Source organism: Methylobacterium soli (genome assembly GCF_008806385.1).
Taxonomy (GTDB): domain Bacteria; phylum Pseudomonadota; class Alphaproteobacteria; order Rhizobiales; family Beijerinckiaceae; genus Methylobacterium; species Methylobacterium soli.
Genome location: NZ_VZZK01000008.1, coordinates 40,229 through 60,182, shown reverse-complemented (window position 1 = coordinate 60,182; position 19,954 = coordinate 40,229). Strand labels below are relative to the sequence as shown.

Annotated in this window: 24 protein-coding genes, 1 tRNA gene and 1 pseudogene; 13 read left to right on the top strand and 13 right to left on the bottom strand. The window is 70.1% G+C overall.

Annotated features, from left to right (window positions below):
* Positions 1-1,305: a 3-deoxy-D-manno-octulosonic acid transferase gene (locus F6X53_RS09660; RefSeq protein ID WP_150999814.1), complete on the bottom strand. Its 1,305-nt coding sequence runs from the start codon at positions 1,303-1,305 to the stop codon at positions 1-3.
* On the bottom strand, positions 1,302-2,024 hold the full coding sequence (locus F6X53_RS09655) for a lysophospholipid acyltransferase family protein (RefSeq protein WP_150999813.1): 723 nt from the start codon (positions 2,022-2,024) through the stop codon (positions 1,302-1,304). Before F6X53_RS09655 ends, F6X53_RS09660 begins: the two co-directional genes overlap by 4 nt.
* Before the next feature lie 317 nt (positions 2,025-2,341).
* On the opposite strand from F6X53_RS09655, the pseudogene F6X53_RS09650 reads away from it, so the two are divergent.
* Together F6X53_RS09650 and F6X53_RS09645 are read left to right on the top strand one after the other, a co-directional pair.
* Positions 2,342-2,824, top strand: a pseudogene (locus F6X53_RS09650) (VIT1/CCC1 transporter family protein); the annotation flags it as partial.
* Positions 2,825-2,926: 102 nt separating this feature from the next.
* On the top strand, positions 2,927-3,838 hold the full coding sequence (locus F6X53_RS09645; RefSeq protein WP_150999945.1) for a metallophosphoesterase family protein: 912 nt from the start codon (positions 2,927-2,929) through the stop codon (positions 3,836-3,838).
* 58 nt (positions 3,839-3,896) lie between these two features.
* On the opposite strand, the gene F6X53_RS32295 is transcribed toward F6X53_RS09645, so the two are convergent.
* On the bottom strand, positions 3,897-4,064 hold the full coding sequence (locus F6X53_RS32295) for a hypothetical protein (protein WP_191970771.1): 168 nt from the start codon (positions 4,062-4,064) through the stop codon (positions 3,897-3,899).
* Positions 4,065-4,686: 622 nt separating this feature from the next.
* On the opposite strand from F6X53_RS32295, the gene F6X53_RS09640 reads away from it, so the two are divergent.
* From F6X53_RS09640 to F6X53_RS09615, 6 genes are read left to right on the top strand one after another with little or no spacing between them, the layout of a single operon-like run.
* The gene (locus tag F6X53_RS09640) at positions 4,687-5,604 is read left to right on the top strand and encodes a branched-chain amino acid ABC transporter permease (RefSeq protein ID WP_150999811.1); all 918 of its coding nucleotides are present in this window, start codon (positions 4,687-4,689) and stop codon (positions 5,602-5,604) included.
* Between the two features lie 5 nt (positions 5,605-5,609).
* Positions 5,610-7,010 (top strand): high-affinity branched-chain amino acid ABC transporter permease LivM, encoded by a 1,401-nt coding sequence (gene livM, locus F6X53_RS09635; protein ID WP_150999810.1) that lies wholly within the window; start codon positions 5,610-5,612, stop codon positions 7,008-7,010.
* Positions 7,010-7,888 (top strand): ABC transporter ATP-binding protein, encoded by an 879-nt coding sequence (locus F6X53_RS09630; RefSeq protein ID WP_150999809.1) that lies wholly within the window; start codon positions 7,010-7,012, stop codon positions 7,886-7,888. Before livM ends, F6X53_RS09630 begins: the two co-directional genes overlap by 1 nt.
* Positions 7,885-8,700 (top strand): ABC transporter ATP-binding protein, encoded by an 816-nt coding sequence (locus F6X53_RS09625; RefSeq protein ID WP_150999808.1) that lies wholly within the window; start codon positions 7,885-7,887, stop codon positions 8,698-8,700. The genes F6X53_RS09630 and F6X53_RS09625 overlap by 4 nt, the downstream gene beginning before the upstream one ends.
* 3 nt (positions 8,701-8,703) lie before the next feature.
* Complete coding sequence (locus F6X53_RS09620) at positions 8,704-9,078, top strand: DUF6867 family protein (protein ID WP_191970770.1); 375 nt, start codon at positions 8,704-8,706, stop codon at positions 9,076-9,078.
* A 57-nt stretch (positions 9,079-9,135) separates the two neighbouring features.
* The gene (locus tag F6X53_RS09615) at positions 9,136-10,272 is read left to right on the top strand and encodes a branched-chain amino acid ABC transporter substrate-binding protein (protein ID WP_150999807.1); all 1,137 of its coding nucleotides are present in this window, start codon (positions 9,136-9,138) and stop codon (positions 10,270-10,272) included.
* A gap of 111 nt (positions 10,273-10,383) precedes the next feature.
* On the opposite strand, the gene F6X53_RS09610 is transcribed toward F6X53_RS09615, so the two are convergent.
* A complete protein-coding gene (locus tag F6X53_RS09610; protein ID WP_150999806.1) occupies positions 10,384-10,746 on the bottom strand; it encodes a hypothetical protein in 363 nt (120 codons plus the stop codon).
* A gap of 305 nt (positions 10,747-11,051) precedes the next feature.
* Between F6X53_RS09610 and F6X53_RS09605 the strand changes: the two genes are divergently transcribed.
* Entirely contained in the window at positions 11,052-11,300 is a 249-nt protein-coding gene (locus tag F6X53_RS09605; RefSeq protein WP_150999805.1) for a hypothetical protein, read from the top strand.
* A 19-nt stretch (positions 11,301-11,319) separates the two neighbouring features.
* On the opposite strand, the gene F6X53_RS32290 is transcribed toward F6X53_RS09605, so the two are convergent.
* The 3 genes from F6X53_RS32290 to F6X53_RS09595 all read right to left on the bottom strand — a co-directional run bounded on the left by F6X53_RS32290 (position 11,320) and on the right by F6X53_RS09595 (position 13,328).
* Entirely contained in the window at positions 11,320-11,466 is a 147-nt protein-coding gene (locus F6X53_RS32290; protein ID WP_191970769.1) for a hypothetical protein, read from the bottom strand.
* Between the two features lie 135 nt (positions 11,467-11,601).
* Positions 11,602-12,903 carry a GGDEF domain-containing protein gene (locus tag F6X53_RS09600; protein ID WP_150999804.1) on the bottom strand — a complete coding sequence of 434 codons (1,302 nt, stop codon included), beginning with the start codon at positions 12,901-12,903 and terminating at the stop codon, positions 11,602-11,604.
* A gap of 125 nt (positions 12,904-13,028) precedes the next feature.
* Positions 13,029-13,328, bottom strand: a complete 300-nt coding sequence (locus F6X53_RS09595) for a hypothetical protein (RefSeq protein WP_150999803.1) — start codon at positions 13,326-13,328, stop codon at positions 13,029-13,031.
* 495 nt (positions 13,329-13,823) lie between these two features.
* On the opposite strand from F6X53_RS09595, the gene F6X53_RS09590 reads away from it, so the two are divergent.
* On the top strand, positions 13,824-14,048 hold the full coding sequence (locus F6X53_RS09590) for a hypothetical protein (protein ID WP_150999802.1): 225 nt from the start codon (positions 13,824-13,826) through the stop codon (positions 14,046-14,048).
* On the opposite strand, the gene F6X53_RS09585 is transcribed toward F6X53_RS09590, so the two are convergent.
* Positions 14,045-14,476: a DUF6894 family protein gene (locus F6X53_RS09585; RefSeq protein WP_150999801.1), complete on the bottom strand. Its 432-nt coding sequence runs from the start codon at positions 14,474-14,476 to the stop codon at positions 14,045-14,047. The two genes, F6X53_RS09590 and F6X53_RS09585, sit on opposite strands and share 4 nt — an antisense overlap.
* 390 nt (positions 14,477-14,866) lie before the next feature.
* Between F6X53_RS09585 and F6X53_RS09580 the strand changes: the two genes are divergently transcribed.
* Positions 14,867-15,085 (top strand): hypothetical protein, encoded by a 219-nt coding sequence (locus F6X53_RS09580; protein ID WP_150999800.1) that lies wholly within the window; start codon positions 14,867-14,869, stop codon positions 15,083-15,085.
* Between the two features lie 40 nt (positions 15,086-15,125).
* On the opposite strand, the gene F6X53_RS09575 is transcribed toward F6X53_RS09580, so the two are convergent.
* The 5 genes from F6X53_RS09575 to F6X53_RS09560 form a co-directional block, all read right to left on the bottom strand.
* Positions 15,126-15,383, bottom strand: coding sequence for a hypothetical protein (locus F6X53_RS09575; RefSeq protein ID WP_150999799.1), 258 nt, complete (start codon positions 15,381-15,383; stop codon positions 15,126-15,128).
* Positions 15,384-15,696: 313 nt separating this feature from the next.
* Positions 15,697-16,308: a PAS domain-containing protein gene (locus F6X53_RS09570; RefSeq protein WP_280526014.1), complete on the bottom strand. Its 612-nt coding sequence runs from the start codon at positions 16,306-16,308 to the stop codon at positions 15,697-15,699.
* Between the two features lie 40 nt (positions 16,309-16,348).
* On the bottom strand, positions 16,349-16,621 hold the full coding sequence (locus F6X53_RS09565) for a hypothetical protein (protein WP_150999797.1): 273 nt from the start codon (positions 16,619-16,621) through the stop codon (positions 16,349-16,351).
* A 296-nt stretch (positions 16,622-16,917) separates the two neighbouring features.
* A complete protein-coding gene (locus tag F6X53_RS33635; protein ID WP_280526020.1) occupies positions 16,918-17,040 on the bottom strand; it encodes a hypothetical protein in 123 nt (40 codons plus the stop codon).
* A 288-nt stretch (positions 17,041-17,328) separates the two neighbouring features.
* Positions 17,329-17,403 (bottom strand) — tRNA-Glu (locus F6X53_RS09560).
* A gap of 278 nt (positions 17,404-17,681) precedes the next feature.
* Here F6X53_RS09560 and F6X53_RS09555 point away from each other — a divergent pair.
* Both F6X53_RS09555 and rpoH read left to right on the top strand, forming a co-directional pair.
* Positions 17,682-18,662, top strand: coding sequence for an RluA family pseudouridine synthase (locus F6X53_RS09555; protein WP_150999796.1), 981 nt, complete (start codon positions 17,682-17,684; stop codon positions 18,660-18,662).
* A gap of 286 nt (positions 18,663-18,948) precedes the next feature.
* Positions 18,949-19,839, top strand: coding sequence for an RNA polymerase sigma factor RpoH (gene rpoH, locus F6X53_RS09550; RefSeq protein ID WP_150999795.1), 891 nt, complete (start codon positions 18,949-18,951; stop codon positions 19,837-19,839).
* Positions 19,840-19,954 lie beyond the last annotated feature (115 nt).

Genomic DNA, 19,954 nt, shown 5'->3' with positions numbered 1-19,954 from the left:
TCACGAGGCGTGGAGGGCCGCGAGCTTCATCTGGGCGATGAAGGGGTCGAGGACCGCGAGGGTGCGCTCCACCGCGCCCTCGAACGGGCGCAGGGCCCGCTGCCCGGCCTCCGCCATGCTGCGGATGCGGCGGGGATCGGCCAGGAGGTCGCCGACGCTCGCGGTCAGCTCGGGGCCGTCCGCCACCGGAAGGGCGCCGCCCGCGGCGTCGAGCGCCCGGTAGACCTGCGCGAAATTATGCGTGTGGGGGCCATGCAGCACGGCCGTGTCGAGGCGGATCGGCTCGATCGGGTTCTGGCCGCCATGCGGCACCAGGGAGCCGCCGAGATAGACCAGCGGGCTCAGCCGATAGAACAGGCCGAGCTCGCCGATCGTGTCGGCGACGTAGAGCTCGACACTCGGATGCGGGCGCCCGCCCGTGGCGCGGCGGGCGGACCGCAGGCCCGCCGCCGCCGCGCAGGCCGCGACCGCCTCGCCCCGGCGGGGATGCCGGGGCACCACGACGGTGAGGAGGCGCGGCAGCCGGTCCCGCAAAGCCGCGTGGGTCTCGGCCACCATCTCGTCCTCGCCCGGATGCGTGCTCGCCGCGACCCAGACCGGGCGGTCGCCGATCATCTCGCCGAGATAGGCCATCTGCTGGCGGTCGGCCGGGGGCACGGCCGAATCGTATTTGAGGTTGCCCGCCACGCTGACCCGCGGGGCGCCGAGCCGGGCGAAGCGCTCCGCATCGTCCTTGGTCTGCGCCAGGCAGATGGCGATGCGGGCGAGGAGCGCCTGGGCGGTGCGGGGCGCGCGCTCCCAGCCCTTGAAGGAGCGCTCCGACATGCGCCCGTTGACGAGGAGCAGCGGGATGTCGCGGGCGTGGAGCGCCACGACCGTGTTGGGCCAGATCTCGGATTCGGCCACCAGCGCGAGATCGGGCTGCCAATGGTCGAGGAAGCGCTCGACCCAGCGCGGCGCGTCGAGCGGCATGTACTGGTGCACGGCCCCGGCGGGCAGCCGGTGGCCGATCAGCTCGGCCGCGCTCCGCGTGCCCGTGGTGACGAGGACCGAGAAGCCGCGCCGGATCATGCCCTCGACGAGGCCGATCAGCGAGAGCGCCTCGCCGATGCTCGCCCCGTGCATCCAGACCAGCGCGCCGACCGGGCGGGCGCGGCCGGGGAGGCCGCGGCGCTCGGGCAGGCGGCCCGGATCCTCCTTGCCCCGGCGCGAGCGCCAGGCGAGGAGACCCGCCACCGCCGGCTCGCCGAGCAGGAGGCCGTAGCGATAGGCCCGCAGCGGCAGGGTGAGGGGAGGCGCCTTCATGCCGGCGGACCCACCCGGTCGAGGCGCCCGACCAGGGTATAGGCCCGGTCGTGGACGCGGTTCATCTCGGCCTCGACCTTCAGCCGCAGGGCCTCGAAGGCCTCGGGCTCGTTCTCGCGGGGCACGTGGATCGGCTCGCCGAACACCATCGCGCCGCGGCCGAAGGGCAGGCCGAGGCAGGCCCGGTCCCAGCTGTTGAAGCGGATGTGCCGGCTCGTCACCACCGCCACCGGCACGATCGGGCGCCCGGAGAAGCGCGCAAGCATGAGAATTCCCGCATCGCACCGGCGCGAGACCTTGGGCACGTCGGCGCTGAAGGCCACCGTCTCGCCGTCCTTGAGCGCGCGGACCATGGCGCGCAGGCCCTCGGCGCCGCCCTTCGCCTTCGCGTCGCGCACCACGCGGCCCCGGGCGCCGGAGGCCCGCATCACCCGGGCGCCCAGGCGCGTCAGCGCGATGGTGTTGATGTTGCCGTCGGGGCTGCGCGAGATGATCGTGGCGATCCGGTCGTGCGGGCGGCGCATGAAGGCGATCATCGTATGCTGCCCGTGCCACATGCCGGCGATGAAGGGCGAGAGGTCGTCGAGCCAGGCATCGGGCGCGGCGGGCTCGACCACGAACCGGTTGGTCCGCCGCACCAGGCGCAGGTAATCCGCCGCGAGATGGCCGAGGACGCGCTGGATTGCGGGCAGGCGGCTGATGCGTTTGACGAGGCTCATGGGTCGCTTCTGAAGCCCGCGTCCCGACGGGAGGCGGTTCCTCTTCTCCGGATCCGGACGCGCGCGACGTCGGCGGCGGCAGGACCGGAGAACCGGACACCACCGCGGCCGCGGGCTGTCTAGCCCCGATTTCGTTGCGAGCGCAACCAGGGTCGGCGCGCCGGGCACCGGACTAGGCCGGCGAGGCGGCGAAAAAGCGGCATCGCTCTTGTTTGGATTGATTCCAATGTATACTTTGGAATCAATCCAAATTCAGGGGCAAAGCGATGATTGCGGCAGATTCCGCGCCTGTTCCCCACGAATCCGCGGAGGCCGAGCGCCACCGCGCCTTCGTGTTGCAATACGTGCAGCCGGCCCTCGCCGGCCTGATCGACGGGTCGGTCTCGACCCTGGCGCCGATCTTCGCCGCCGCCTTCGCCACGCACAGCAACGGGGCGACCTTCCTGGTCGGCCTCGCGGCCTCCATGGGCGCCGGCATCAGCATGGGCTTCACCGAGGCCCTGTCCGATGACGGGCAGGTGACGGGGCGCGGCTCGCCCGTGATGCGCGGGATCGTCTGCGGTGCCATGACGGCGCTCGGAGGCCTCGGCCACACGCTGCCCTACGCGATCCCGGATGCCTGGCCGAACGCCTTCGCGCTGGCGACGAGCCTCGCGGTGCTCGTGGTCGCGGTCGAGCTCCTGGCGATCTCGGCGATCCGGACCCGCTACATGGCGACGCCGTTCTGGCGCGCGACCCTGCAGGTGGTGCTCGGCGGCGTGCTGGTGCTGCTCGCCGGCATCCTTATCGGCAACGCCTGACCGCGCGCCGGGCTCGCTTGACGCGGGCCGGCCGAGCCGCGATGCCGGGGGCCGCACGCCGAACCGACCCTCGCGCCCAGCCTCCGGTCCATGTTGCCTCCCGTGTTCCGCCTCGCCCACCTGACCGACCCGCATGTGGGCCCGCTGGCGCGGCCCCGCCTCCGCCAGCTCCTGAGCAAGCGCGCGACGGGCTACGCCAACTGGCGCCGCGGGCGCTCGCGCAGCCACGACATGGCGGTGCTCTCCGCCCTCGTGGCGGACCTGCGGGCGCAGGCGCCCGACCACGTCGCCTGCACGGGCGACCTCTGCAATATCGGCCTGCCGAGCGAGTGGGAGACGGCGCGGGACTTCCTGGCGGAGCTCGGCGCGCCCGAGACGGTGAGCTTCGTGCCGGGCAACCACGACGCCTACGTGCGCGGCTCCCTCGAGGGGCTGCTCGAGACCTGCGGCCCCTGGACCTCGGATGATGACGGGCGCACCCGCGCCTTCCCGTACCTGCGGCGGCGGGGGCCGCTGGCGCTCATCGGCCTGTCCTCGGCGATCCCGACGAAGCCCTTCGTGGCGAGCGGCCGGCTCGGCCCGCCCCAGATCGCGGCGGCCGAGACCATGCTGCGGATGCTGGCGCAGGAGCGGGACCGCCCGTGCCGCGTGGTGATGATCCACCATCCGCCCCAGCCCGGCGGCGCGGCGGCGGGGCGCGAGCTGAAGGATGCGCGCGAGTTCAGCGCCATGATCGGCCGGGCCGGCGCCGAGCTGATCCTGCACGGCCACAATCATGTCGGCAGCGTCGCCTTCCTGCCGGGGCCGGACGGCGCGGGCGTGCCCATCGTGGGCGGTCCCTCGGCCTCCGCCCGCCCGGGCAGCCACGAAGGCCTGCCGGGCCGCCGCGCCGCCTATTACCTCTACGCCTTCGCGCGCGAGGGCGGACGCCACGCGATCACGGCGCAGCGCCGCGGCCTCGACGGCGACGGCACCGTGACGGATCTCGGGCCCCTCGCGCTGACGCAAGATTAGAGACGGGCCGCGCCCCGCTCGGGCCGGCCCGTTCCGCGATCCGAAGGCGGGTGGGAGGTCAGGCCTCGACGAGGAACAGCGCGCTGCGCTCCTGCCGGGCGATGGTGGCCTCGTAGCGCTCGGCCTGCAGCCGGGTCAGCCCCGAGATCAGCGCGGTGGAGCCGCGATAGACCGTGTAGGTCCCGTCCTGGGTCGGACGAACACGAATCATCATCATCTCGGACATGGGAGCCACCCTGCCTTAGAAGGTTGATCGTCGAACGCGGATACGATGCGGTGACGTTAACTCGTCGTTCAGACAATGCAAGTCCCCGCCGTGGCGGTTCCGAACAGTATTTCTGTTGCATCGCGAAATGTTCTTCAGGTCATGGGCGGCACAGAGGAGGCTCATGGGCGGCTATTGTCCCTTCCCGAGGAAAGACGTCTCCTTGCCGGCGCGCGGCGGAGCTTGCGGAGGGCCTGCCCGGAATTGCATCCTGCGCCCGGGCGCAGCGCCTGGGCGAACTGCCCCTTGGATGGGCAGCAGGGGCGCTCCCGCCGAACGGCCGAGTTTGCGTTGCAAAAGGCGACGGCTGACATCTCGGGCGCATTTTTGCCGAGGCGCATTTTGCCAGGGGATCGTCTATGGTCCCTCCGCAATCCGGCCGCTAAGGTCGCGGCGGAACAGGGGATGAGGGAGCGCGAGGGCGGGAGGACGCGCTCGGGGCCGCGGTACGGGACTTGCTCCGGTCGTGCGGCCCGGCATTCGCCGGGGCGCGGCGGGGCCTCCCCCTCGGTCGACGAGCGATCCGACAGCCGCCGGACTCCCCGCAATCGAAGCTCGTAGTCAGGACGCGAGACGGCGCCGAATGGACGTATTCCTGCAGCAACTCATCAACGGGCTGACGCTCGGCTCCATCTACGGCCTGATCGCCATCGGCTACACGATGGTGTTCGGCATTATCGGCATGGTCAATTTCGCCCATGGCGACGTCTTCATGGTGTCGAGCTTCATCGCCCTGATCCTGTTCCTGCTCCTCACGACCTGGCTCGGGCTCTCCTCCATCGCGCTGGCGCTGCTGATCGTGCTGGTCCTCACCATGGCGCTCACCGCCCTCTGGGGCTGGGCGATCGAGCGGGTGGCCTACCGGCCCCTGCGCGGCTCGTTCCGCCTCGCGCCGCTGATCTCGGCCATCGGCGTCTCGATCTTCCTCTCGAACTTCGTCCAGGTGGCCCAGGGCGCGCGCAACAAGCCGACGCCCCCGATGCTCAACGGCGGCTTCACCCTCCTCGACCAGGGCGGCTACGCGGTGACGCTCTCCTACAAGCAATGCCTGATCATGGCGGTGACCGCCGTGCTGCTCCTGGGCTTCTGGTACCTCGTCCAGCGCACCGCCTTCGGCCGGGCCCAGCGCGCCTGCGAGCAGGACCGGCGCATGGCCGCGCTCCTCGGCATCGACGTCGACCGCACCATCTCGCTGACCTTCGTGCTCGGCGCCGCCCTCGCGGCGGTCGCGGGCGTGCTCTACCTGCTCTATTACGGCGTGGTCTCGTTCTCGGACGGGTTCGTGCCCGGCGTGAAGGCCTTCACGGCGGCGGTGCTGGGCGGCATCGGCTCGCTCCCGGGCGCGGTCCTGGGCGGGTTGATCATCGGCCTGATCGAGACCTTCTGGTCGGCCTATTTCTCGATCGAGTACAAGGACGTGGCGGCTTTCTCGATCCTCGCGATCGTGCTGATCTTCATGCCCTCGGGCATCCTCGGCCGGGCCGAGGTCGAGAAGGTTTGAGCGCGATGCAGGCTTCGCGAACGGGTCGGCAGGACGGCGCGGCGGCGCTTCCCGACATCCTGCGGGATGCCGGGATCTACGCCCTCGTCGCCCTCGGTCTCTGCGTCCCCATCGTCAGCTTCCGGACGGAGCTGACCCAGAACAGCGCCCTCGACCTCGTGCCCCGCTGGGCCGTGGTGGCGGGGCTCTGCGCGGCTATCTTCGTCCTGCGGGTGATCCAGCGGCTGGTCCTGGCCCGGCGCGACGCCCGCCGGGCGCTCACGCCCTCCGCGCACCAGGCCACCGAGGCGGTCCATGGCGAGCCGAATGCCGGGCAGCGGGCCTCGCGCCTGGCGCTTCCGCTCTTCGTCGGCTTCGCCCTCGGTCTGCCCCTCATCGCGGTCCTGGCCACCGGGGGTCTGAGCCAGTCGCGCTACTGGATCGATCTCGGCATCCTCATCCTCACCTACGTGATGCTGGGCTGGGGCCTCAACATCGTGGTCGGCCTCGCGGGTCTGCTCGATCTCGGCTACGTCGCCTTCTACGCCGTCGGCGCCTACGCGTACGCGCTGCTCTCCACCAGCTTCGGCCTCTCGTTCTGGGTCTGCCTGCCGCTCGCGGGCCTGTTCGCGGCGCTCTGGGGCATGCTGCTGGGCTTCCCGGTCCTGCGCCTGCGCGGCGATTACCTCGCCATCGTGACCCTCGCCTTCGGGGAGATCATCCGCCTCGTCCTGATCAACTGGGTCGACCTCACCGGGGGGGCGGCCGGCATCTCCTCGATCCCGCGGGCGACCTTCTTCGGCATCCCCTTCACGGCGGGCGAGGACGGCTTCGCGGCGCGCTTCGGCCTCAGCTTCGACACGATGCACCGCAACGTCTTCCTCTATTACCTGATCCTCGCGCTCGCGCTCCTCACCAACGCCGTCACCCTGCGCCTGCGGCGCCTGCCCATCGGCCGGGCCTGGGAGGCGCTGCGCGAGGACGAGATCGCCTGCCGCTCGCTGGGCATCAACACCACCACGACGAAGCTCACCGCCTTCGCGCTCGGCGCCATGTTCGGCGGGTTCGCGGGCTCGTTCTTCGCCGTCCGCCAGGGCTTCATCAGCCCCGAGAGCTTCAACTTCCTGGAGAGCGCCATCATCCTGGCGATCGTCGTGCTCGGCGGCATGGGCAGCCAGGTCGGCGTCGCGATCGCCGCCATCGCGATGGTCGGCGGCCCCGAGATGCTGCGCAACCTCGGCTTCCTGCGGGCGGTGTTCGGCGAGGGCTTCGACCCGAACGAGTACCGCCTGCTGCTGTTCGGCCTCGCCATGGTGGCCATGATGGTCTGGCGGCCGCGCGGCCTCATCTCGGTGCGCGTGCCCTCGGTGGCGCTCAAGGAGCGGCGCGCCATCGCGGGCAGCCTCGTGCGGGAGGGGCACGGCTGATGACCGCTCCGATTCCCCAGCGCGAGGCCGTCCTCACCGTCGATCACCTCAGCATGCGCTTCGGCGGCCTGATGGCCGTGAACGACCTCTCCTTCGTGGTCCGGCGCGGCGACATCACGGCGCTGATCGGTCCCAACGGCGCCGGCAAGACCACGGTCTTCAACTGCATCACGGGCTTCTACAAGCCGACCGAGGGGATGCTGACCCTGCGCCACCAGGACGGCACCAGCCACCTCCTGGAGCGGCTGCCGAACCACGCCGTGAACCGCAGGGCGCGGGTTGCCCGCACCTTCCAGAACATCCGCCTGTTCCAGGGCATGACGGTTCTGGAGAACCTCCTCGTCGCCCAGCACGCGCCGCTGATGCGGGCCTCGGGCATGACCGTGCTGGGCCTCCTCGGCCTCGGCGGCTACCGCTCCGCCGAGGCCGCCGCGATCGAGCGCGCCAAGGTCTGGCTCGAGCGGATCAACCTCATGGCGCGGGCCGACGATCCGGCGGGCGACCTGCCCTACGGGGCGCAGCGCCGGCTCGAGATCGCCCGCGCCATGTGCACGGACCCGGTCCTCCTCTGCCTCGACGAGCCGGCGGCGGGCCTCAACCCCCGCGAATCCCTGGAGCTGAACACGCTGTTGCGCCAGATCCGCGACCAGGACGGCACCTCGGTGCTGCTCATCGAGCACGACATGTCGGTGGTGATGGAGATCTCCGACCACGTGGTGGTGCTCGATTATGGCGTGAAGATCGCCGACGGCACCCCGGGGGAGATCCGGTCCGACCCGAAGGTGATCGCCGCCTATCTCGGCGTCGAGGACGAGGAGATCGAGGCGGTCGATGCCGAGGTCGGCCTCACCATCCCGGTGGCGGGAGCCGAAGTATGAGCGTCGCCGGCATCAACGTCCTGGTCGAGGAGACCCGTGCCCGGCAGGCGGCCGCGCGCGCGCCGCTCCTCGCGGTCCGGGGCGTCTCGGCCTATTACGGCAGCGTCGCGGCGCTGCGCGAGGTCGACCTCGACGTGGCCGAGGGCGAGATCGTCACGCTGATCGGCGCGAACGGGGCCGGCAAGTCGACCCTGATGATGACGATCTTCGGCAGCCCCCGGGCGCGCTCGGGCAGCATCACCTTCGCGGGCCAGGACATCACGCGGCTGCAGACGCACGAGATCGCGCGGCTGAACATCGCGCAATCGCCCGAGGGCCGGCGCGTCTTCCCGCGCATGAGCGTCTACGAGAACCTGCAGATGGGCGCGACGCTCCATGCGGGCCGCTACTTCGCGGAGGATCTGGAGCGCGTCTGCACCCTGTTCCCCCGCCTCAAGGAGCGCCTGAGCCAGCGCGCCGGCACCATGTCGGGCGGCGAGCAGCAGATGCTCGCCATCGCCCGCGCCCTGATGAGCCGGCCGAAGCTCCTTCTCCTCGACGAGCCCTCCCTCGGCCTCGCCCCCCTCGTGGTGAAGCAGATCTTCGGCGCCATCCGGGACCTCAACATCCGGGACGGCATGACGATCTTCCTCGTCGAGCAGAACGCCTATCATGCCCTCAAGCTCGCCCACCGGGGCTACGTCCTCGTCAACGGACGCATCACCCTGAGCGGCCCGAGCCGGACCCTGCTTGACGATCCCTCGATCAAGGCCGCCTATCTCGAGGGCGGACATCCCGTGCCGGATGCGGCCGGGCAGCCGGCGGGAGCCTGAGACGTGCAGGAAGGCATTCTCTTCGAGGAAAGCTCGATCGGCCTGTTCCTGCTCGTCACCGTGGCGATGGGGGGCTGGGCCGCCTGGATGACCGCACGCGGCATCGCGGCGGTCTGGCGCCCCTTCTGGCAATGCGCGCTCGCGCTTCTGGTCCTGGCGGCCGCCGTGCGCTTCATCCATTTCGCGCTGTTCGAGGGGACGCTCCTCTCGCTGCACTATTACCTCGTCGACGCGGCCGTCGTGCTGATCGTCGGCGCGATCGGCTTCCGGGTGAAGCGCACCCGGCAGATGACCACCCAGTATCGCTGGCTCTACGAGCGCACCACGCCGCTGACATGGCGGGAGCGCGCGCATGATCCGGTGCCCGAGAAGCCCTGATCCCTCCGGCTGCACGAACCCTGCGCCTGCCCGGATGGCCATACGGAGAGTGAGACCATGAGAACTACGTTGCTGGCCGGCCTCGCGCTCGGGCTTCTGCTCTCGGGCGGGGCGCAGGCGCAGATCAAGATCGGCGTCGCCAGCCCGGTGACGGGAGGCAGCGCGGCCTTCGGGGCGCAGATCCGCAACGGCGCGAGCCAGGCGGTGGAGGACATCAACAAGGCCGGCGGCGTGAAGGTCGGCGATAAGAAGCAGAAATTCGAGCTCTCCACCGGCGACGACGCCTCCGACCCGAAGCAGGGCGTCTCGGTCGCCAACAAGTTCGCCTCCGAGGGGGTGAAGATGGTGGTCGGCGACTTCAACTCGGGCGTGTCGATCCCGTCCTCGGACGTCTACCAGGATGCCGGCATCATCCAGATCACGCCGGCCTCGACCAACGTGAAGTTCACCGAGCGCGGCAACTGGAACACCTTCCGGACCTGCGGCCGCGACGACCAGCAGGGCGCGGTGGCGGGCGAGTACCTCGTGAAGAACTTCAAGGGCAAGAAGGTCGCCTTCATCCACGACAAGACCCCCTACGGAAAGGGCCTCGCCGACGAGACCCTGAAGGTCTTCAAGGCCAAGAGCGGCGGCAAGGAAGCCGTCTACGAGGGCATCAACCCGGGCGAGAAGGACTACTCGGCCCTCGTCTCGAAGCTGAAGCAGGCCAATGTCGACGTCGTGTATTTCGGCGGCATCCACACCGAGGCCGGCCTGATCGTGCGCCAGATGCGCGACCAGGGCCTGAAGGCGCCCCTGATGGGCGGTGACGGCATCACCGACAAGGAGTTCGTGCAGATCGCCGGCCCGGGCTCGGAGGGCACGCTCATGACCTTCTCGCCGGATGCCCGCAAGAATCCGAACGCCAAGGACGCGGTGGCGGCCTTCAAGGCCAAGAACATCGATCCGGAGGCCTACACGCTCTACGCCTACGCGGCCGTGCAGATCCTCGCCAAGGCGATCGAGGAGACGGGCTCCACCGACGGCAAGAAGCTCGCCGACTACCTGCACCAGGGCAAGCCGACCAAGACCGTGATCGGCGACATCGCCTACGACAAGAAGGGCGACATCACCCGGCCGGACTACGTCATGTATGTCTGGAAGAAGAACGCCGCCGGCAACATCGACTACAGCGGCAACGAGATCACGCAGTGATCTGACGCCGGGCGCCGCCTCGCGCGGCGCCCGTTACCGGCATCCCACCCGGCGCCGCCTCGCGCGGTGCCCGTGGCCGGCACCCCACAGGGTGCCGCCTCGCGGCGCCCGTTACCGGCACCCGATGCAGATGCCGCGATTGATCGGTCCGGCCGCGTTCCCGTCCCGGCGGCGCGCGGCCTTGCCGGGCCTGCGCGCCTTGCGATCCTCGTCCATCCGGCCCCGCATCCGCTCCGCCTGCCGGCGAACGGGCGCATCCGGCGCGAGGGCCTGGCCCGCGGCGGGCTCGCGCGCCTGATCCTGCCGCAGCTCGCGCAGCAGGCTCTTCGCCTCGCGCCCGGCCTCTGCCGGCTGGAGTTCCGCGCCCGGCGCGTCCTCGGCCAAGGCCCGGCCCGGCGCCGTGGCGGCGACCAGGAGGGCGAGGACGAGGGCCCGGATAAGCGGGCGGGCGCCGATCAGGCATCTCGGTCTCATGCGATCTCGGTGGCCGATCCTGGCAAGAGGTCTGGAACGCGCGGAGCTCTGAAACGCGTGAGCTCTGAAATACGGGAGCTCTTGGATTCGCTTCCGCGCGCCGGTCAACCAACCGTGCGGTCGCGTCCCCGGATCCTCGGCCCACTCGCGGCCGTGCCGCGATGGTCCCCCGGCGCGTGCCAGGGAATCCGCGCTGGCGCGAATTTCCGCTTGCGTCTTACGGTCTCAGCACAACGGCCATTGCCATCAAGCTTGGCATCGGCAAAATTCAGGGCGCACGGGGCGACGGACCCGCAGGCAGCCCGATGTCAGCAACAGACACCCACCTCACCCAATTCCAGACGCGGGTCTCGGGACTCGCCAAGGCGGCCGCCCGCGACGAGCGCCTCGCCACCGACTACGCGCGGCTCGCCGCCTACATGGCCAAGGACGGTCGGGTCTCCGCCGTCGACCTGTTCGAGAGCCTGAGCCGCCACCACGCCATCCGCGCTCTCGAGGAGCGCGGCCAGCTCGAAGCCACGGTGCACGCCCAGCACGAGGACAGCGAGACCTGACGGCGCCGTGAGGCGCCCCTCAGACCTGCGCCCGCTTGAGCGCGTGCGCGGTGCGTCCGCCGCCGAGATGCTCCGCGTCGGGATTGCGCAGCTCGCGCATCCCCGGTGCCCGACCGGTCGTCAGGAAGACCAGCACCGTCAACGCCAGGATCCATTTCGAGGCCATCGCCCTCGCCCTCATTCTTAAGCGAGGGGCAATAAGTTCGATTGCTTTCGCGTTTGTTGCCTTGCGGCAAGGCGATCGGTCGGCATTCCGCTTTCACGCCGCATGGTCAATGACGGGTGAAGATGCGGGCCCCTCTCAGGCCGCCCGCCCGCGCGGGGCGATCGAGACGACGCAACCCGGCGCCAGTGCGCCGGGCGCCGCGGCCCGCTCCGACGCGGCGTGCCGCTCGTCGAGGGCGGCGGGCTGCGCCGCCTCGACCCGGTTCCGGCCCCGGTGCTTGGCCGCGTAGAGGGCCTCGTCGGCGGCCTTCAGGAGTTCGCTCGCGCCGAGGCCGCGCAGGCGCTCCGCGCCGTGGGCCGTCGCCACCCCGATGCTGATGGTCACGAGGCCGGGCCCTGGCTGCGCGAGGCCGGGATGGGGCAGGGCGAGGTCGATGACGGCACGTCGCAACGTCTCGGCCGCCGCGACGGCCGCCTCGCGCGTGGCGCGCGGCAGGAAGGCGACGAATTCCTCCCCGCCGTAGCGGGCGACCAATCCGCCCGCGTCCTCGACCGGCCCGCGCAGGGCCTCGGCGATGCGGACGAGGCAGCCATCCCCCGCCGCGTGGCCGGCGCTGTCGTTGAGGAGCTTGAAGCGGTCGATGTCGATGAGCAGGACGCTGAACCAGTCCCGCCGCACGAAGGCGAGCTCCCAGGCCCATTCGAGCCGCTGCGTGAACAGGCGCCGATTGGCCACCCCCGTGAGCGGATCGGTCTCCGACAGGATCGTCAGGCGCGCATTGGCCTCCGCCAGCGCCGCCGACTGGGCCTTCTCCCGCAACCCCAGGAGGAAGCTCCGCTTGGTCTCCCACTCGCGGGAATAGGCGAGCTTCAGCGGCACCAGGATCAGGCTCGCGACGAGGAGCGGCACCCCGAGTCCGTTCGGCCCGCTGAGATCGAGCCCCAGCACCGCGAGCACGTAGAGCGCGAAGGCGCTGCCGCAGAACCAGAGGCTGTGCCGGAACGGCATCGGGGCGATCATGCCGACCACGAGGGGTACGACGGCGGCCAGGATCAGGTAGGTGTCGGCATGGCCCAGCGGCACGATCCGGGCGCTGTTCAGGACGATCGCCATGTCGACGAGGCTGGTCGCCAACACCGCGAGGGTCTGCCTCCGGGTCGAGGGGCGCCCGCGCAGCACCAGGATCGCCGCGAGCGCCAGCGGCACGAAGACCCCGAGCGTCAGCCCGGCCGGCACCGCGATGGCCTCGGCCCCGAAGGCGTCGAGATCGACCTTCAGGGACAGGATGTTGAAGGCAATGAAGACCAGAAGCCAGGATTGCAGGTACCAGCCCGCGGCCGGGGCGACCTCCGCGTGATACTTGGCTTCGAGGGGCGCGGAGAGCTTGAGCGCCCACCAGGAGCGGTTCAGGCCGTCCTCAATTAGGGATTGTATCAAGGGGCAGGGCTCGTCCCGGCATTCGTCGCGGGCGAGCCTTGCATGAACGGCTTTGATTGTTGGTTAAGGGCGCGGAGGTCTGGTCGAACCGGCGCGCCGCATCGGTTCGACTGAACGCGCCGCGTTCAGCCCAGCACCTTGATGGCGCTCACGATCGCCGCGCAGGTACGCAGGTTCTCGAGTTCCTGGGGATCGACCGACACGCGCTCGGCCTCGGTCAGCGGCGGGCCGACCGCGAGGGCGTCCTGCGCCCGCTTGATCTCGGCGTTCAGCTCGATGATCTCCTCGCAGGCGAGGTGGAACAGGCGGGTCGGATCCTTCTGCAACTCGGCCTCGATGCCTCGTGCCGTGCGCATCTGGTCGGTCAGGCGGCGCGTGGAGGCGCGGCTGCCCTTGCCGAAATCATGCTTGATCACGTCGCTCATATGGCCGTCGGTCCTTCGGGCCCACGGCCGCGACGACCGAAGGTTCAGGATCCTTAGCATGGAACGCGGCCAACGCCGCCACGTCCGGTTGCGGGCCCGGCCGCCACGGCCGCGGGACTAAACCGGACCCGTCAAGCGTCTGTCGGATGAAGCCCCCGCTGAGCCTTCCGGGGTTTCATCACAGACCACCTTCGCCCGCCCGGCCTGGCCGCGGCGGGCGCTTCTTCTCGAAGCCCGCGCCCGGCCCGGATCCGGTCGATGCCGGCGTCGCGGATAGCGGTATCGTCGGCCTCCCGTTCCGTGCGAGGGTTGATCGATGATCAAGCGCAGCTGGACGGCCAGGACGGCGGTGCTCGGCCCGGCCGGAGGAGCCGGCCACGATCGTCACCCCGGCGCGCAGGCCCGGCGGCCCGATGCAGGCCCCGCCCCGATGACGCGCCGGCCATCCATCCGCGTCGCCGCCTCGGCGGCGGGGCCGCAGGCACGAGGTTGTCGATGACCAAGCCGTCGGTTCACCCCTTCAGCATCACGGTGCGGCCGAGCCGCCTCGCGCCGGGCACTTTCTCGTGGCGCATCAACGCGATCGGCGGCGATTGCGAGGCCTGCACGATCTTCTACGCGAGTTTCGACGAGGCGCGCCGCGCCGCGAAGGCACGGCTCGAGATCCTGGTCGCGCAATGGCGCTCGAATGAATCGTCGGGGCAGGGCCGGGCACCCTAGGGGGATCGTTCCCGCGCGCAGCGTGGCGCCTGGGGTGTCCCGGTGATCGCCTGCATCGTCACCATCTGGGCGCGCGCCTCCGCGAGATTGGTGCCGAGCCGCGCGATCTCCTCGCCGATCGCGCGGGTGAGAACGTCGATCCGGTCGAGCAGGGCGCGCGTCTCAGGCGATACGGCCGGCGGCTGCGGCGGACGCCACCGCTTCGCCCGCTCCAGGAAGGGCACCTCGATCAGGCGACGGCCCTCGGCATCCGTGATCTCGAAGATGCAGCAATTCGGGTCGTGCCCACCCTGGACCAGCTCGGCCAGCAGCTTCGGGATGGCCTTGCAGGCGCCCAGATAGGCCGCCTCGATATTCGCATAGAGCAGCCCGATCTCGTCGCGGTCGAGGCCCTCCGCCGTGCGGAGATGGAAGTAGTAGAAGGGCATGCCACCTTCTCCTCCGGCCCTGTCGGCGAGACGGCGCCGATCCGGACAGGCTCTCAGGGGACCGGGCCGACACCCCGCCGGCGCGCAACCCGGCCCGGTCCCACGCCGCCCGGAGCCGCGTCGGGCGGGTGAACTCGGCCGCATCCCGGTGCCGGCTCGGAGGCCCCGCGGGAGAACGGGGCGGGGCTCCGCGTCGGCGAGCCTTCGCGGCGAATTTACCCGGATTGATCGGACTCCGAAATGGCCGATCCGCGCGATCCCGGGTTCCGCTCCGGACGCGCGGCGTTCGCGCGTCCGGAGCGTCCGGTCCACAGGAAACCACGGGGCTGATCTTGCGGTGAGGGGCCGCGCGGCCGTTCCCTTGGCAGGCCGCCCATGCGAAGAAAAACCATGCCGAAAGGGGCTCGATACAAGGCGTTCCTGGTCTCCGTCGTTCAGCGACGCGAGGCGCACCGGACCTACGCGGTCGTCAAGCCGAGCGCGGAGGAAGCGTTGCAGAGGGTCCGCGACCTCTCGGCCGAGGGAACCAAGGCCTATCTCGTGGGCGGCCTGTCCCGCGACATGGCACGCCGGCTGAAGCTCAAGCGCGGCGACGTGCAGCTGATCTGAGGCGCTGCGCCGGTGCGGTGCGGAGACTCGGCCGTCAGATCTAATTCTGGGGGTTGGCGAGCAATTCCGTGATGAGCTTGGGCTGGTTGGGCTGCAGGTTGAGCGCCCGCCCTTCCGCCTGGGACAAGCGGATGCCGGAGCGGCGGGCCGCTTCGCCGAAAGCCAACCGGCTGCGAACGAGCGCCAGGGCCTCATCCGGATCTGCGCAACGCACCGCAAAACAGAGAACGGTTCCGGCTTTGTCGCCGATTGCCGGGCGATCCACCAGGATGACGTGGATTTCGTCCGCGATGGACATGCCGGCGCCCCCGGTAAGACTGGTCATGGCACTCAGCGAGCGATTCTGATCCAACTCAACGTTGCATGATGCCGCATGTTCGCCGGTAGCACATGCGCCCGGCGTCGCGGATCCGCCTGTCCGGGGCAAAGGGACGGGGCAAAGGGACGGGGCAAGCGTCCGGTTCGCGGAGTTCCGGCGCCGGATTTCGGAAGACGCCCAAGCCGGGAATGCGCTGCCCGCCGGGAGCCCGGAGCAGTCCTCGCCGAGCGATCGGGTCGCCCCGTCCCTCACCGATCCGAATTGCACCGATGCGCGGCCATCGACGGCGCGCTCAGTGATTCGGCCGGATGCCGCGATGGGACCGGGTCCGGATCAGCTGCCGGCTGATCTCGCAGACCGCGAGGTCGAGGGCCCGGTCGGCGGCCGGGCTGCCGCCCTGCGTGGTGAGGCCCCGGGCCCTGAGGATATGGCCGGCCGCCACCTCGTGCCCGGGTCTCACCCGGCGTGCCGCGCTCTCGGGCGGCGGGATGAACCGGCCGACGAACCCGCTCGCGCGTTTGCCCGGCGCCGGTCCGGCCGAGACCTCGCAGACCGTGCCGAGAAAGCCCAGGAAGCTGCGGTCGCGGGGCGCACAGGACGGGACCGCGCCGGCGCAGACCCATTTTGCCCGCCCGTCCGTATCGAGCAGCCGGTACGTCACGCTGAAGGCACGGCCTTCCGCGATCGCGTCTCCGACGAGGTGCCGGACGATCTCGCGATCATCCGGCCACACCACGTCGATCCAGCCATAATCGACGGCGTCGGCGAGGGTCTGCCCGGTGACCTCCGTCCATCCCTCGCTGAGGTAGGACAGCTTTCCGGCGGCGTCAGTGGTGAAGATCATGGGCGCTGCGGATTGAGAGCAATGCCACCATGGCGTGCGTGTACGCCTGCCTGCAAGCACAACTGTCGAGCTTGGCTCTCAAATCCCGGTCCGGAGCCGCTCAGGCGGCAACCCAGCGGAAGCTGCCCTCATGGGAACGAGCCACGCCTGCCGGCCGGAATCGGCCGCCCTCGACGCGCGGCGACATCGCGATGCCGTCGCAGACGATCCTGCCTGCCAGGAAGCGTCCGGCCTCCCGCAGAACCGCGCCGAAGCTGTCGCTCCGGCCGCAGCCTGGGCAAGTCGCCATGCGGTCCCGCCGCGTGTCCGAACCGATATCGGGCGCGATGCGGCACGCGCCGCACAGCAGGCGCATATCCGGGTGATCTGACATGGCGTCCCTCCTTTTCTGGTTGAAGGGACCGAAGCATGCTCGGACCGCGCGAGTCGATACGGGCTCGGGAACAGCTCTCGCCGATTGTCAGTGCCCGCCCCCCAGCCAAAACGGCTAGTAGCCCAGGGACAGAAGCGCGAAGGCGCCAGCAAACGTCCCGAGAACGGCCAAGGACAGCGTCGTGTTCATCATCGAATGTCTGCAGCGGGATCGTGTTCGATTGCTGGTCATGGCCGAAACCCCGGAGGAATGCTGACGTTTCGATACAATCGTGGTTCGCCGCGATGCCGGGATGCTCAGATCTCGGCCCGCTTGATCGCGAGCGACATGCGGCCGCCGCCATGTTCCGCATCGGGGTTGCGCAATTCCCGCATGCCGGGTGCACGTCCGGTCGTCAGAAAGACCAGCACCGTCAGCATCAAGATCACCTTCGAGGCCATCACCCTCAGCCCTCACGCTCAAGCGAGGCTGTTTAGGAGCGTCCTCATCCGGCGAAGATGCGCTGGCGCACATGGATCGGTTTGCCCGATGCCTGGCCGGTGCGCATGGTCAACGCGATCTTAAGAGGGTGCTCCGGCCGGTGCGCGCCAGCCCGCGGAGGCCGCGCCGAGGCAGCCCCCCGCACGGCCGACAGCCCGAAATCCGGACCCGGCCGACCTCGTGGCCGGCAGGAACACGATCAGAAGCTGGAGAGGTGAGAAGGAGGTTGGCGCGCCCACGGGGAATCGAACCCCGGTCTGATCCGTGAGAGGGACCTGTCCTAACCGCTAGACGATGGGCGCGGTTTTATTCCTAACCTACTGCTTTCCCTAACGACCCGGACTGCCTTTGTAAACTCCCCACCTTCGCGTGCCAGGACATGGAGAGCCGTGAGATCCTTGCGCCGACACGGGGTATCGGGAAGGGGGCCGTCGTCCTAGACCGCTGGGCGAAGAAAGCTTTCCGGTCGGGAGGCGTTCGTATACCGACGTGCCTGCGCGGGGGCAAGGCCCGAAACGCGCCTTTTTCGGCAATCTGGTCACGCAACAAGGGGGCATCCTTGCAGGGCACGGTTTTGGGCATGGACGAGCGGCAGGCGGTCATCGCGGCCGAGGCCGGCCCGGCGCGGCTGGACAAGGCGTTGGCGACGGCCTTCCCGGACGTGTCGCGCTCGCGCCTGCAGGCCCTGGTGCGGGACGGACATGTGCGCCACGACGGGCGCGTCGTGCAGGACCCCTCCCGGAAGGTCGGGCCCGGCGCCGTCCTGGCGGTGACGATCCCGGAGGCGGCCCCGGCCGAGCCGGAAGCCGAGAGCCTGGCCCTCGTGGTCGCCTACGAGGATGACGACCTCATCGTGATCGACAAGCCGGCGGGGCTCGTGGTGCACCCGGCGCCCGGCCACGAGGCCGGGACCCTGGTCAACGGGCTGATCGCGCATTGCGGCGCGAGCCTCTCGGGCATCGGTGGCGTGCGCCGGCCGGGCATCGTCCATCGCCTCGACAAGGATACGAGCGGCCTGATGGTGGTGGCCAAGAACGACCGGGCCCACAAGGGGCTCACGGCGCAATTCGCCGACCACGGCCGCAGCGGCCCGCTGGAGCGCGCCTACCTCGCCTTCGCCTGGGGCGTGCCGGAGCCGCGCACCGGCACCATCAACGCGAATCTCGCGCGCAGCCAGCGCAACCGGGAGAAGATCGCGGTGGTGCGGGACGGCGAGGGGCGCCATGCGGTGACGCATTACCGGATGGAGGCGCCGCTCGGCCCGGAGGCATCGCTGCTGCGCTGTCGGCTCGAGACGGGCCGAACCCACCAGATCCGGGTCCATCTCAGCCATCGCGGCCACCCGCTCCTGGGGGACGCCGTCTATGGCAGCGCGTTCAAGACGAAGGCCGCCCGCCTGTCCGAGCCCGCGAAGGCGGCGCTGGCCGCCCTCGGGCGGCAGGCGCTGCACGCGACGCTCCTGGGCTTCGCGCATCCGCGGACGGGTGAGGCGCTGCGCTTCGAGAGCCCGCTTCCGCCCGAGATGGCGGCCCTGGCGGCGGCCCTCGCGGCCGAGGCGTAACTCATTGAGGCGGTGAGCGAATATTGGACCGAGAGACGCGCCGTGTCCGACCGGTCACAGTCAAGAAAGGTCTCGCGAAGGTGTGCCAACACACCGCGTTCCGCGACCTTTCGTGACAGGGTCAACCCAACGAACCGTTCGCGCGTTGGTGACGACGTTCGCGTCGCGGACCCGCTACCGGATCGGGGGATTCCTCAGTACAGATGGGGAATCGGATGGCCGGCTCAAGGAGCGGCTCTCCGCATTGTGGTCCGCCCGGACGGGGGACAGTCCAAGGAGGTATGCCATGGCAGGCGCTTTGCCCGTGCTGGCGAATGAAGGTGGCCTCTCGCGCTACCTCGATGAGATCCGCAAGTTTCCGATGCTCGAGCCCACCGAGGAGTTCACCCTCGCCAAGAGCTGGCGGGACGAGGGTGACCGGGAGGCGGCGCATCGGCTCGTGACCTCGCATCTTCGCCTCGTCGCCAAGATCGCCATGGGCTATCGCGGCTACGGCCTGCCGATCGGCGAAGTGGTGTCGGAGGGCAATGTCGGCCTGATGCAGGCCGTGAAGCGCTTCGACCCGGACAAGGGCTTCCGGCTCGCCACCTACGCGATGTGGTGGATCAAGGCGGCGATCCAGGAATACATCCTGCGCTCGTGGTCGCTCGTGAAGATGGGCACCACCGCCAACCAGAAGAAGCTCTTCTTCAACCTGCGCAAGGCCAAGGGCCGCATCTCCGCGCTGGAGGAGGGCGACCTCAAGCCCGATCAGGTCGCGCAGATCGCCACCCGGCTCGGCGTCCCGGAGCAGGACGTCATCGACATGAACCGCCGCCTCTCGGGCGACACCTCCCTCAACGCGCCCCTGCGCGAGGAAGGGGAGGGCGAGTGGCAGGATTGGCTCGTGGACAACAGCCCGAGCCAGGAGACCGTGCTCGCCCGCGAGGAAGAGGGGCAGAACCGCCTCTCGGCCCTGCGCGACGCGCTCGGCGTCCTCAACCCGCGCGAGCGGCGCATCTTCGAGGCCCGGCGGCTCGCCGACGACCCGATCACCCTGGAGGATCTCTCCGGCGAGTTCGGCGTCTCCCGCGAGCGCGTGCGCCAGATCGAGGTGCGGGCCTTCGAGAAGGTGCAGGAGGCGGTCAAGCGCAACCTCGCGACCCGCGAGCTGCCCCGCGCCGGCGCGAGCGCCTGAACCGCGCCCGGACGGACCGGCGCACAGGACACGAGGCCGCCCCACCGGGCGGCCTTTTTTTTGATCCGTCCACGGTGACTTGGGCCGGCGCGGATCGTCGCGCGTCTCCGGTCCG

Excerpts from the sequence above, each read along its gene's own strand:
- F6X53_RS09660 (WP_150999814.1), bottom strand. The coding sequence starts at position 1,305 with ATGAAGGCGCCTCCCCTCACCCTGCCGCTGCGGGCCTATCGCTACGGC.
- F6X53_RS09655 (WP_150999813.1), bottom strand. The coding sequence starts at position 2,024 with ATGAGCCTCGTCAAACGCATCAGCCGCCTGCCCGCAATCCAGCGCGTC.
- F6X53_RS32295 (WP_191970771.1), bottom strand. The coding sequence starts at position 4,064 with ATGTCCGAGATGATGATGATTCGTGTTCGTCCGACCCAGGACGGGACC.
- F6X53_RS09640 (WP_150999811.1), top strand. The coding sequence starts at position 4,687 with ATGGACGTATTCCTGCAGCAACTCATCAACGGGCTGACGCTCGGCTCC.
- livM (WP_150999810.1), top strand. The coding sequence starts at position 5,610 with ATGCAGGCTTCGCGAACGGGTCGGCAGGACGGCGCGGCGGCGCTTCCC.
- F6X53_RS09630 (WP_150999809.1), top strand. The coding sequence starts at position 7,010 with ATGACCGCTCCGATTCCCCAGCGCGAGGCCGTCCTCACCGTCGATCAC.
- F6X53_RS09625 (WP_150999808.1), top strand. The coding sequence starts at position 7,885 with ATGAGCGTCGCCGGCATCAACGTCCTGGTCGAGGAGACCCGTGCCCGG.
- F6X53_RS09615 (WP_150999807.1), top strand. The coding sequence starts at position 9,136 with ATGAGAACTACGTTGCTGGCCGGCCTCGCGCTCGGGCTTCTGCTCTCG.
- F6X53_RS09610 (WP_150999806.1), bottom strand. The coding sequence starts at position 10,746 with ATGAGACCGAGATGCCTGATCGGCGCCCGCCCGCTTATCCGGGCCCTC.
- F6X53_RS09605 (WP_150999805.1), top strand. The coding sequence starts at position 11,052 with ATGTCAGCAACAGACACCCACCTCACCCAATTCCAGACGCGGGTCTCG.
- F6X53_RS32290 (WP_191970769.1), bottom strand. The coding sequence starts at position 11,466 with ATGGCCTCGAAATGGATCCTGGCGTTGACGGTGCTGGTCTTCCTGACG.
- F6X53_RS09595 (WP_150999803.1), bottom strand. The coding sequence starts at position 13,328 with ATGAGCGACGTGATCAAGCATGATTTCGGCAAGGGCAGCCGCGCCTCC.
- F6X53_RS09590 (WP_150999802.1), top strand. The coding sequence starts at position 13,824 with ATGACCAAGCCGTCGGTTCACCCCTTCAGCATCACGGTGCGGCCGAGC.
- F6X53_RS09585 (WP_150999801.1), bottom strand. The coding sequence starts at position 14,476 with ATGCCCTTCTACTACTTCCATCTCCGCACGGCGGAGGGCCTCGACCGC.
- F6X53_RS09580 (WP_150999800.1), top strand. The coding sequence starts at position 14,867 with ATGCCGAAAGGGGCTCGATACAAGGCGTTCCTGGTCTCCGTCGTTCAG.
- F6X53_RS09575 (WP_150999799.1), bottom strand. The coding sequence starts at position 15,383 with ATGTCCATCGCGGACGAAATCCACGTCATCCTGGTGGATCGCCCGGCA.
- F6X53_RS09565 (WP_150999797.1), bottom strand. The coding sequence starts at position 16,621 with ATGTCAGATCACCCGGATATGCGCCTGCTGTGCGGCGCGTGCCGCATC.
- F6X53_RS33635 (WP_280526020.1), bottom strand. The coding sequence starts at position 17,040 with ATGCTGACGGTGCTGGTCTTTCTGACGACCGGACGTGCACCCGGCATG.
- F6X53_RS09555 (WP_150999796.1), top strand. The coding sequence starts at position 17,682 with ATGGACGAGCGGCAGGCGGTCATCGCGGCCGAGGCCGGCCCGGCGCGG.
- rpoH (WP_150999795.1), top strand. The coding sequence starts at position 18,949 with ATGGCAGGCGCTTTGCCCGTGCTGGCGAATGAAGGTGGCCTCTCGCGC.